At 68.6% G+C, this 11,309-nt stretch carries 7 protein-coding genes; 4 read left to right on the top strand and 3 right to left on the bottom strand.

Going from position 1 to position 11,309, the window contains the following annotated elements:
- Positions 1-201 precede the first annotated feature (201 nt).
- Positions 202-939 (bottom strand): hypothetical protein, encoded by a 738-nt coding sequence (locus tag RUU78_RS05725; protein WP_313914573.1) that lies wholly within the window; start codon positions 937-939, stop codon positions 202-204.
- 145 nt (positions 940-1,084) lie between these two features.
- Between RUU78_RS05725 and RUU78_RS05720 the strand changes: the two genes are divergently transcribed.
- The 3 genes from RUU78_RS05720 to RUU78_RS05710 all read left to right on the top strand — a co-directional run bounded on the left by RUU78_RS05720 (position 1,085) and on the right by RUU78_RS05710 (position 3,459).
- On the top strand, positions 1,085-2,194 hold the full coding sequence (locus tag RUU78_RS05720; protein ID WP_313914571.1) for a histidine kinase: 1,110 nt from the start codon (positions 1,085-1,087) through the stop codon (positions 2,192-2,194).
- Complete coding sequence (locus tag RUU78_RS05715; RefSeq protein WP_313914570.1) at positions 2,191-2,931, top strand: response regulator; 741 nt, start codon at positions 2,191-2,193, stop codon at positions 2,929-2,931. The genes RUU78_RS05720 and RUU78_RS05715 overlap by 4 nt, the downstream gene beginning before the upstream one ends.
- 264 nt (positions 2,932-3,195) lie before the next feature.
- Positions 3,196-3,459 (top strand): hypothetical protein, encoded by a 264-nt coding sequence (locus RUU78_RS05710; protein ID WP_313914568.1) that lies wholly within the window; start codon positions 3,196-3,198, stop codon positions 3,457-3,459.
- A gap of 19 nt (positions 3,460-3,478) precedes the next feature.
- Here the strand turns inward: RUU78_RS05710 and RUU78_RS05705 are convergent, their stop codons facing one another.
- Positions 3,479-4,354: a YihY/virulence factor BrkB family protein gene (locus tag RUU78_RS05705; RefSeq protein WP_313914566.1), complete on the bottom strand. Its 876-nt coding sequence runs from the start codon at positions 4,352-4,354 to the stop codon at positions 3,479-3,481.
- 241 nt (positions 4,355-4,595) lie between these two features.
- Positions 4,596-5,534: a hypothetical protein gene (locus RUU78_RS05700; RefSeq protein ID WP_313914564.1), complete on the bottom strand. Its 939-nt coding sequence runs from the start codon at positions 5,532-5,534 to the stop codon at positions 4,596-4,598.
- Between the two features lie 351 nt (positions 5,535-5,885).
- Here RUU78_RS05700 and RUU78_RS05695 point away from each other — a divergent pair, with 351 nt between their 5' ends.
- Positions 5,886-11,243, top strand: a complete 5,358-nt coding sequence (locus RUU78_RS05695; RefSeq protein WP_313914562.1) for a proprotein convertase P-domain-containing protein — start codon at positions 5,886-5,888, stop codon at positions 11,241-11,243.
- Positions 11,244-11,309: the final 66 nt, after the last annotated feature.

Genomic DNA, 11,309 nt, shown 5'->3' with positions numbered 1-11,309 from the left:
GAACCGTGGCTTCCCATCAGCCGGAACGCTGGCTTCTCATGGGCGGAATATCCACAAGTCCGCTGGTGCGATTCTTCAGGCGGTTGTGCGAGCCGCGACGGCTATTGTTGCAAGGTAATTTTTGGAGACGACAGTAGAGAGTGTGGAGGTTTGAGAGACGCGTGGAAGCGCAGATCGCTTCCCCGTTGCTCTACGCGTCTCTCATTCATCTGCCCTGATTTCTCGCACGTCGTGCGCACGCAGCCACGCAGCCATGTCGACGAGCTCGATATCGTCGGCCTGGCGCAGCTCGGCGCGGACCCGTGGCAGGTTCTCGATGCCGGTGATCTGCAGCACGCGCTTGCCCGGATGCGCGCGCACGGCCTTGCGCGTCATCGCGGCGGCGTAGGCGTCCCAGTCGTGGCTGCCTTGGCGTTCGACAGGTCCGACGAGCGCGGCTTCATAGCTTTTGAGGCCCGCGATCATCTGTTCCGTATCGTCGTCGTGCACCTCGGCCGGGCCTTGCCAGTACACCTTCAACGCGGCATAGGTCGCCTTGCGGTATTGCTCCATCGCCTGCGCGCGGGACGGGTGGTCCAGGGCCATCTGCTTGCGCGCCTTGCCGACGCCGCCGGAAATGCGGCTGAACAGCGGCTCGTCCGGTTCTCCGGCGTAGGCCGTGAGGCCGCGTTTGTTCATATAGGGAAAAATGACTTTCGTATATTCGACCTTGCCGGGCCAGACTTTCTGCTGCTTCAGTTCGGTCGGACTGACGTCGAGCACCAGCACGTCGGGCCGGATCGCGTCGAGTACGCGCTGCAGTGACGCAAGATCGTAGGCCGCCACGCTCTCGTGGCCCTGGTACAGGCTACCGACGACGAAGACGCGGCTGCGTGCGTCTTCCGCGGCCGGCGCGGCGAGCGTGACGAGGAAGGCGGCGAAGGCGAACGCGGTACGCATGGAAGGCTCCGGCAGTAGCGATGCGGCGTATCGGAAGGCACGTGGGGCGCTTCCACAAGCGTGAGCCGGCGCAGACCGGTCGACCCGTGCCGTGCGCGCGGCGGACCGGTGCGTAGTCGCCACCGCAGCGGGTAGTCTTGCCGGCATGACGACGACGGCGACACCTGACGACTCCGCGCCGGTTGCGTATCCGGATGCGGCGTCGGAACGCGGCTTTCGCAGCCTGCAGATGGCCGGCTGGGCTGCCTGCGTCGCCGTGTCGGCGCTGGGAACGCTGCCGAATCTCGACTATCCGTCGTACGTGCTGTATCGCGCGTTCGTCACCCTCGCCTGCCTGCTCTGCACGCTGCCGCTGATGGCGTTGTGCCGCCGCCTCTGGCGCCGCGCGAGCATCGCGCGGACGGCGCTCGCAGTGGCGCTCAGCGCCTATGCACTGGCCTACGCCTGCGCGGTCGGTGCGGAAGGACTCATGCGCAGCTTCGCGCCGGCCGGCCCGCTGCCAGCGGCGTCGGTCTGGTTCGCCGCGCTGACCGGCGCGATCGCGCCGTGGGCGTTGCTGTGTGCCTGGGCCGTGCTGTATTTCGGCTATCGCTATCATTGGGCCGAACGCGCGGCGGGCGAGCGTCTCGCCACCGCGACGGCGCTGGCGCGCGAAGCGGAACTGCGTGCGCTGCATTACCAGATCCAGCCGCACTTCATGTTCAACACGCTCAATGCGATCTCGACGTTGGTCTATACGCGGCGCAACGACGACGCCACGCGCATGCTCGCGCGCTTCGGCGATTTCCTGCGCATGACGCTGGATGCGGACGCCTCGCGCGAGGTACGCGTCGCCGAGGAGCTGCAGCTGACTCTGGCGTACCTGGAGATCGAGCGCGTGCGCCTCGGCGATCGCCTGCAACTGCGTCAAGTCGTGGATGCGGCGGCGCTGGATCTGGCCGTGCCGCCGTTGCTACTGCAGCCGCTGGTGGAGAACGCGATCCGTCACGGCATCGCGCCGCAGGAAGCCGCGGCCATGCTCGAGATCGGCGTGACGCGCAGTACCGCGCGCCTGCACCTGCGCGTGCGCAACGACGGCATCGACCTGTCGCCCGGATTCGATGCGGACCACTTCGGCGTGGGCCTGGCCAATATCGCTGCGCGCCTGCGCTTCCTCTACGGCGACGACTGCAGTCTGCGCCTGCATCGGCCGCCCGAGGGCGGTTGCGAAGCTGTCGTCGACATGCCGGCGCGGTCGTGGGCCAGCCGCGCATGAGCCGGCTGCGCGTACTCGTGGTCGACGACGAGCCGCTCGCGCGGCAGGGCGTGATTGCGCGGCTTGCGCGGCACGCCGACGTCGATGTGGTCGGTGAATGCGCCGCCGCCGCCGCCGCGATCGAGGCGGTGCAGCGGCTCGCGCCCGACCTGATGTTCCTCGACGTGCGCCTGCCGGGTCTCGACGGATTCGAACTGCTGGGCGAGCTGCCGGGCGCGCGGCGGCCGCACGTCGTGTTCGTGACTGCGTACGAGCGCTTCGCGCTGCGCGCGTTCGATGCGCAGGCGGTCGACTATCTGCTCAAACCCATCGACGACGAACGCTTCGATCGCGCGCTGGAGCGCGTACGCGCCGCGCGCCGGACCTTGCAGCTCGCGGCGGCTGCGACGCAGGCGCAGACGGCCGCGTTCCCGCAGCGCTTTTCGGCGCGCGTCGGCCGCCGCGTCGTGGGCGTGCATGTCGCCGACATCGACTGGATCGAAGCGATCGGCGACTACTGCGGCCTGCATGCGATCGGCCGCGTGCACCTGGTGCGCGAGCCGCTGCAGGTGCTGGAGCGCCAGCTCGATCCGGCGCAGTTCCAGCGCATACACCGTTCGGCGATCGTGCGTGTCGCGCGCATCGCCGAGCTGCGCGCGGCGACCAATCGCGATGCGGTCGCGCGGCTCGCGGATGGCACCACACTGAAAGTCAGCCGCACCTACAGCGACGCGCTGCGACGCGCGCTGGCGTCGTAGTTGCACCGCCAGTATCGACGCGGCGCCGGCGCGCGCCGCGCTTCCGACCGGTGCAGCGCATGCACGGTTCTGGGGACGACGCCTCGTTTCGGCCACCGCCGGCCGCATTACCCTCGCACGCTCGACTGTCGGGCTGTCGAAAACAGCCCGATGGCGCGATCCAGTAACGATCGCGCGTGAGCCGATCGCACAGGCGGTCGATTCCGGAGAAGGTCCGCAGGCTCCGCTTGCCCCTGTCCCACTACACCTTGCCGGGGAGCGCGCATGGCATCGTCTGCGGTAAAGAAAGCATGGCTGTCGCTGATCCTCGTGCTGCCGCTGATCGCGATGGGCATCGCTGCGTCGACCCGCGCGTCGGATAGCCCCGTTCTCGTATGGCTGCGCGCGTACTGGTGGGTCATGTTCTGCCTGTGCACGCTGCTGTATCTGCTGCTGCGCGGCGTGCTGTATCTGCGCGAAAGGAAACATAAGCGCGCGTCGCGCGTTAAGCCCATGGCGATGCCCGGTCGCCGGCGCGCGCGCCGTTAGTGCGGGGACTCGCCGACGATCAGGCGAAAGCGCCGCGGCGCAGTGCGAGCCAGCGTGTCGCGGCGGCTCCGATCAGCACGATCAGCGAGCTGTAGTAGACCCACACCAGCAACAGCACGACCGAACCCGCGGTGCCGTAGGCGTCGGCGGAACCACTGTTGGCGAGGTAGGCGCCGAGCGCCCATTTACCGGCGTCGAACATCACGGCGGTGATGAAAGCGCCCTTCAGCAGTGCGGACCACGGCGCGCGCCGGTCCGGCACGAAACGGAACAGGGCCGCGAACGCGGCTGCGAACACGAGCAGCGCGATCACTTCGTTGAGCACTGCCCAGGCCCAGCCTTCGCGCACGAGCGCGGCCGACAGCAAGGTGCTGACGACCAGCGTGATGATGAGGAAGAAGCCGATCACCGCGATCATGCCGAACGACAGCAGGCGGCGGCGCACCCAGGTCCACACGGCGCCGTTCGTGCGCGGGACGAACGACCAGATCCGGTTGATCGCGTCCTGCAGCTGGGCCAGCGCCGTCGACGCGGAGACGAGCAGCGCGATCAGGCTGACGAGGCCCGACAGGCTGAAGGCGAAGCGCGGCCCCGTGCCGCTCGTGATGACGAGTTCGGCGACTTCGCGGACCTGCGGCCCGAGCAGCGCGCCGAGCTGGCGCACGAGGCGCATCTCGGAACCGGGCCAGAATTCTGCAGCGACGCTGAGGCTGAGCACCACGATGGGCGCGAACGACAGCGCGCTGTAGAACGCGATCGACGCGGCCAGCGTCATCGGGTCGGCGTCGTAGAAGGCGATGGCGTTCGCGCGTAGCGAGACAGGTTCGGCGGAAGTCGCTGGTGATGTCGCGGACGTCTTCTCGCGATCTGCAGCAGCGGTATCGGCGGTGGGCATCAGTGCGGATCGATGGGGAAGGGTTCCTCAAAACCCTCCGCCACGGCGCGGAGGCCGTGGCGGAGGGGGGGCGGTCAGCGCATGAACAGCGCGATCAGGATCACGATGGGCAGCGGAATGCCGAGCAGCAGCAGAAGAATGGATCGCATGTCAGTCTCCAATGGCAGGTGGATGAAACCGGGGTAGGCAGGGTAGGTTGCGCTGGCGAATCGATTGCCAGCGCAAGCGGCCCGCACGGTTCTTACAGATCGCGCTGGCGTCCGCCGAAGGTGGCGCTGAGGCTCGCGAAGAACGCGCCGCCAAGAAGGGCGATGAACAGCCACAGCGACGCGTAGGCGGCAGCCTTACGCGCCTTGTCGGCGGCCTCCTTGGCCTCGGTCGCGGCCTGCTGCAACTGCGCCTGGGCGCGGCGTACCTGGGCTTCGGCTTCGGTCGCGCTGACGCCGGTGCGCTGCGCGATCATCTGCGCGAGGTACTGGGTGTCGGAGTCGGGCAGGGCTCCGGTGCGTGCGGCGTTGGCGAAGATGCGCGCGACTTCGGCGCGACGGCCAGGGGCGGCGCCGCGGTTGGGGTCGGCTGCACCGGGCGCCGCGTCCATGCCCGCGGAATCGGGCGTTGCCGCTGCCGTCGCCGGCTGGCGCAGCAGGCCATCGATCACATAGCCCATGCCGGCATCTTCGCCATCACGCGACAGGGAGGCACCGGTTGCGACGGCGGCGCCAGCGGTGGTCGCCATCGCTTGCGCACCGATTTCGGCGCCGGCCTTGCCGATACGGCCCAGGGTCATGCCCAGGCACGTGGCGACGACCAGCGTCGCGACGGCCCAGGCGAGCAGGCCGTGCGCCGTGTCGCGAAAGTACACTTCGTCGCGTTGTGCATCGATCCAGCGCGTGCGCAGACGGCCGGCGAGATAACCGCCGACGCTGGCCGCGGCTATCTGGGTCAGTGTGATCCAGACGATGGAGCCGATACCGAGTGTCGTCGCGCCGACGCCGTCGCCGGCCCACGGAGAGATCGCGCTCATGCCCAAGCCGAAGCCGAGGAAGGCGAGGATCAGCGAGAGCGCGCCCGCGGCGGCCGCACCCGCAAGCACGGCGCCCCAGGCGACGGCGGACGCCGAGTTGCCGGTGACCGTGGCGGTGCCAGCGACGGGATGATTGGGATAAGTGACGGGTTCCATGATGTGTGACGCTCCTGCGATGGCGGGTGGTTGTGGTGTGCGTTCGTCTTCGCAGGAGCCGTGCCAACGCCATGCCTGGGGACGGTAGCCCTACGAGGGCTCAATCGCGCCGCGAATTGCATGCTGTAGCGGCAACGGCTTGCGTAGCGCACGAAATCGAGCGGGCGCACCCCATCGGCGGCTGTGCGGCGCCGCTGCCAGGCGCTGCAGCAGCCTCGACTGGCGCCTGCATGGACGTTGTCGGGTCACGCGCGTATCGTCGGCGCGGGGCTCCTGTCGGGGATAGGCGCGGGCCACGAGTCAAGCAGTGGGGACGCGCCGGCGGCGCATCGACTTTTAGGGGAAACCAACGTGTTCAAGCGAAGCGGAAGCCTGCGTGCAGGCCTTGCGTTGTGGATGATGGTGGGCGTGATCGCGATTGGCGCGGCACAGGCGGAATCGCCGCCGGCGACGACCGAGATATCCGTCATGGCCGCGCCGTCGGCGACGACCGAGCGGCAGGCGCCGCTGGTAGCCTCTTCGGCACCGGCCAGCGGCAACGCGCTGTTCGCGTTCTCCAGCGAATTCCCGTCCGAGGTCGAGCCCAACGGCACGTTCGCGACGGCAACGCCGCTCGGCGCCGCTACCTCCGTGCAGATGCAGGCCCAGATCCTGCCGATCACTGACGTCGATTTCTTCAGCTTCACCGCGAATGCCGGCGACCGCGTCTATGCCGCGCTCATCACCTCGGCCACTACGAGCGCGAGCTCGGACAGCCAGCTCAACCTGCTCGACACCGACGGCGTCACCGTCCTTGAACTCGACGAAGACGATGGCAGCCTGTCCGGCACGTCCTCGGCAATCGCCGGGCGCGTGATTCCCGCGGCCGGCACGTATTACCTGCGCGTCAACCAATTCAACAGCAACAACACGATGCGTCCCTACTTCGTGCATTTTCGCCTGCAGAGCGCAGCGCCCCAGCCCGAGGCCGAAGCCAACGACACGCCGGCCACGGCCAACGTCTTGCCGGCCAGCGGCCATGTCAGCGGCACGCGCAATCCGGCCGCAGCGACCGAGCAGGACTGGTACAGCTTCACGGCCAATGCCGGCGACACGGTTTTCCTGAGCCTGGACGCCGATCCCGAACGCGACAACGTGCAGTGGGATGCGCGCATCGGCCTCGCGCTGTTCGGCGATGCGGGCAACCAGATCCTCGTCGTCAACGACGCGAGCACGGGATCGGTGGCGAATCCGCTGTCCGAGGCGGCGGTCTATTCGGTCAAGACCAGCGGTACCTATTTCGCGTTCGTGGATTCGGCCAGTGCCGCCGTGGGCGGGCCGACCGCGACCTACAACCTGAGTGTCAGCGTACAGGGTCCGCCGACACCGCTGCCGACCTGCACCACGTATACGAGTACCGACGTGCCGAAGACGCTGGGCCCAGGCATCGGCCTGGTCAGCTCGGTCATTACCGTACCCGGCAATCCGCGCATCAGCGACGTCGACGTCGACATCGTGCTCAACCACGCGCTGATGCAGGACATCGACGCGCACCTGCGTTCGCCGGCTGGCAACGACATCGGCCTGTTCACCGACATCGGTGCCGCGGCGACGGGCGGCCAGGCACAGATGGACATTGTGTTCGACGATGAAGCCGCTGCGACGCCGACGTTCACGGTCCTCAAAGGGCTGCGCGTCAAGCCGGAAACCCCCTACCGCCTCAACTGGCTGGACGGCGAGAACGCCGGCGGCACCTGGACGCTCGACCTGCGTGACGACACCGCCGGCGCCAACGGCGGTGCGCTGACAAGCTGGAGCCTGCGCATCTGCGAAGCACCGCCGCCACCGGCCTGCGCCGCGGGCTTCGTGCCGACCACGGTCTACAGCACCGATTTTGAGTCCGGCGCTGACGGCTTCATTCACAGCGGCACCGCCGACGAATGGGAACTGGGCCTGCCGGCGACGCTGGCCACGACCACGACCAACCCGATTGCCGACTTCACGACCTGCAACAGCGGCGTGAGCTGCTGGAAGACCGATCTCGACAGCACCTACAACGCCAGCAGCACCCAGGACCTGCTGTCGCCGGCTATCAATCTGGCCGGCCTGTCCCCGCCGATCGTCGTGCGCTGGGCACAGCGCTACCAGATGGAGAGTGCCAGCTTCGATCATTACTCCGTGGACGCGCAGCAGGTCGGCGGTGCCACGCCCGTGCGCCTGTACGAATGGACCGGCGCCACGATGACCGATGCACCAGGCAATCCCACCGTCAACATCGGCGCGAGCGCCGGCTGGGGCGTGTTCGAAGCGCGCGCGGACTCACTGGCCGGCCTCAACAGCGAACTGCGTTTCCATCTCGACAGCGACACCACCGTCAACCTCGGTGGTGCCGCCATCGACGACGTCACGGTGACGGCCTGCCGTGCGGCGAGCGCCGATCTGTCGATCACCAAGACCGATGGCGTGACCACGGCCGTGCCCGGCGGCAGCGTCACGTACACCATCACCGCGAGCAACAGCGGTGCCGACGCCGTCACCGGTGCGACCGTCGCCGATACGTTCCCGGCGATCGAAACCTGTACCTGGACCTGCGTCGGCGCCGGCGGCGGCACCTGCACGGCGGCGGGCGCAGGCAACATCAACGACAGCGCGAATCTGCCTGCGGGCGGCAGCGTCACGTACACGGCGAGCTGCGCGATCAACTCGTCGGCCACGGGCACGCTGAGCAACACGGCGACCGTGTCGTCGAGCATCACCGACCCGAACCCGGCCAACAATTCGGCGACCGATACCGACACGCTGACGCCGCAGGCGGATCTGTCCATCACCAAGACCGACGGCGTCACGACCGTCACGGCCGGCGGCAGTGCGACGTACACGATCACCGCGTCGAACGCCGGTCCGAGCAACGCGAGCGGCGCGACCGTTGCGGATACCTTTCCGGCCTCGCTGACCTGCACCTGGACCTGCGCCGGCGCTGGCGGCGGTACGTGTACGGCGGCGGGCTCCGGCAACATCAACGACACGGTCAACCTGCCCACCGGCGGCAGCGTCACGTATACGGCGAGCTGCGCGATCAGCGCCTCGGCGACCGGTACGCTGAGCAACACGGCGACCGTGACGGCGCCGCCCGGCGTGACCGATCCGACGCCGGGCAACAACAGCGCAACCGACAGCGACACCATCGGCGCCTCGGCCGACCTGTCCATCACCAAGACCGACGGCGTCACGACCGTCACGGCCGGCGGCAGCACGACCTACACGATCACCGCGTCGAATGCGGGTCCGAGCAACGCGAGCGGTGCGACCGTTGCGGATACCTTCCCGGCCTCGCTGACCTGCACCTGGACCTGCGCCGGTGCCGGCGGCGGTACGTGTACGGCGGCGGGCTCCGGCAACATCAACGACACGGTCAACCTGCCCAGCGGCGGCAGCGTCACGTATACGGCGATCTGCGCGATCAGTGGCGCCGCCAGCGGCACGCTGAGTAACACCGCGACGGTTACCGCGCCTGCGGGTGTCACGGATCCGACGCCGGGCAACAACAGCGCGACCGACAGCGACACGATCAACCCGCAGGGCGCGAACGTGTCCGGCACCAAGACCGTCAGTGGAAGCTTCGTGCCCGGCAATCCCGTCACCTATACCGTCACGCTGAACAACAGCGGCGGCGCGCAGGCGGACAATCCCGGCAACGAATTCACCGATGTGCTGCCCGCGCAGCTGACCCTGGTGTCGGCGACCGCGACCGGCGGCACGGCGGTCGCGAATGTCGGCACGAACACGGTGACCTGGAACGGGGCGCTCGCCGGCAGCGGCGGCAGCGTGACGATCACGATCACGGCGACACTGCTCCCGGGTGCCAGCGGCAGTGTCAGCAATCAGGGCTCCATCGCCTACGACAGCGACGCGAACGGCAGCAACGACGCGAGCCGCGTGACCGACGACCCGGGTACCGGCGCAGCCAATGATCCGACCACGTTCACCGTGGGCGGCGCGCTGGCCGATCTGGCCATCACCAAGACCGACGGCGTCGCGAGCGTCACCGCGGGCGGAAGCACCACGTATGTGATCACCGCCGCGAACGCGGGGCCGAGCAACGCGAGCGGCGCAACCGTGACCGATACCTTCCCGGCATCGCTGACCTGCACGTGGACGTGCATCGGCGCGGGCGGCGGCACCTGTACCGCGGCGGGTTCGGGCAATCTCAGCGACACGGTCAATCTGCCCAGCGGCGGCAGCGTCACGTATACGGCAGTCTGCGCGATCAGCGGTGCGGCCAGCGGCACGCTGAGCAACACGGCGACCGTGACGGTACCGGCCGGCGTCAACGATCCGGTGCCGGGCAACAACAGCGCGACCGACAGCGACACCGTCAATCCGCAAGGCGCGAACGTGTCGGCGACCAAGACCGCCGGCGGCAGCTTCGTACCGGGCAACAACGTGACCTACGCCATCACGCTGAGCAACAGCGGCGGTGCACAGGCCGACAATCCGGGCAACGAATTCACCGACGTCCTTCCGGCGCAGCTGACCCTGGTGTCGGCAACCGCGACCAGCGGCACGGCGGTCGCGAATGTCGGCACGAACACGGTGACCTGGAACGGGGCGATCGCCGGCAGTGGCGGCAGCGTCACGATCACGATCGTCGCGACGATCCAGCCGTCGGCTACCGGCACCGTCAGCAACCAGGGCGCCGTGTCCTACGACAGCGACGCGAACGGCACTAACGATGCCTCGGCCGTGACGGACGATCCGGCCGTCGGCGGCGGCAGTGACGCGACGACATTCACGATCGGCGGCGCATCGGCCGATCTGTCGATCACGAAGACCGACGGCGTGACCCAGGTGTTGGCCGGCGGCACGCTGACCTATACGGTCGTCGCAAGCAACGGCGGCCCGAGCGCGGTCACCGGAGCGAGCGTCACCGACACGATGCCGGCACAATGCGTGGCTCCGACCTGGACCTGCGCCGCTGCGGGCGGCGCAATCTGCACCGCCAGCGGCAGCGGTGACATCGCCCAGAGCGTCGACCTGCCGGTCGGTGGCACGGCGACGTTCACGGTGACCTGTCCGGTTGCCGCCGCCACGGCGGCGGGCACGACGATCAGCAACACGGCGAGTATTGCCGTGCCGGCCGGTGCCGGCGATCCGGATCCGTCCGACAACGTCGCGACCGACACGACCGGCGTGATTGCCGGCGCGAGCCTCGCCGCGAGCAAGAGCGTCAGCGGCACGTATGTGGTCGGCGGCACCGTCACCTACACCGTGCTGCTGGTCAACAACGGCGGCTTCCAGCCCGACAATCCCGGTGACGAGTTCACCGACGTACTGCCGGCGCAGTTGACCCTGGTGTCGGCGAACGCGGCCGGCGGCGGCACGGCAGTCGCGAACATCGGCACCAACACGGTCACCTGGAACGGAGCCATCGCCGGTGGCGGCAGTCTCGTCATCACGATCGTCGCGACCATCGACGCCGGCAGCAGTGGCGTCATTGGCAACCAGGCCAGCCTGTCCTTCGACGCCGATGCGAACGGGACCAACGAGTCCAGCGCAGTCAGTGACGACCCGGCCGTCGGCGGCACGAGCGATCCGACCGTGTTCACGGTCGCGGGCGCACCGCCCGTCGCGATCCAGCCGGTGCCGTCGCTCGGCACGTTCGGCATGCTGCTGATGATGCTGGGCCTGCTCCTGCTCGGTGCACCGCGACTAGCCGCGCGGCGCAGCTGAAGACGGACGAGGCCGGGCGGAGCGATGAACGCTCCGCCCGGCGTCGCGGGTCGCGTACGGAATCGG

The sequence above is a fragment of the Tahibacter sp. genome (genome assembly GCF_032229445.1).
In the GTDB taxonomy this organism is placed as follows: Bacteria; Pseudomonadota; Gammaproteobacteria; order Xanthomonadales; family Rhodanobacteraceae; genus Tahibacter.
The sequence above is the reverse complement of the archived record's forward strand: the minus strand, read 5'-3'. Positions and strand labels throughout refer to the sequence as shown.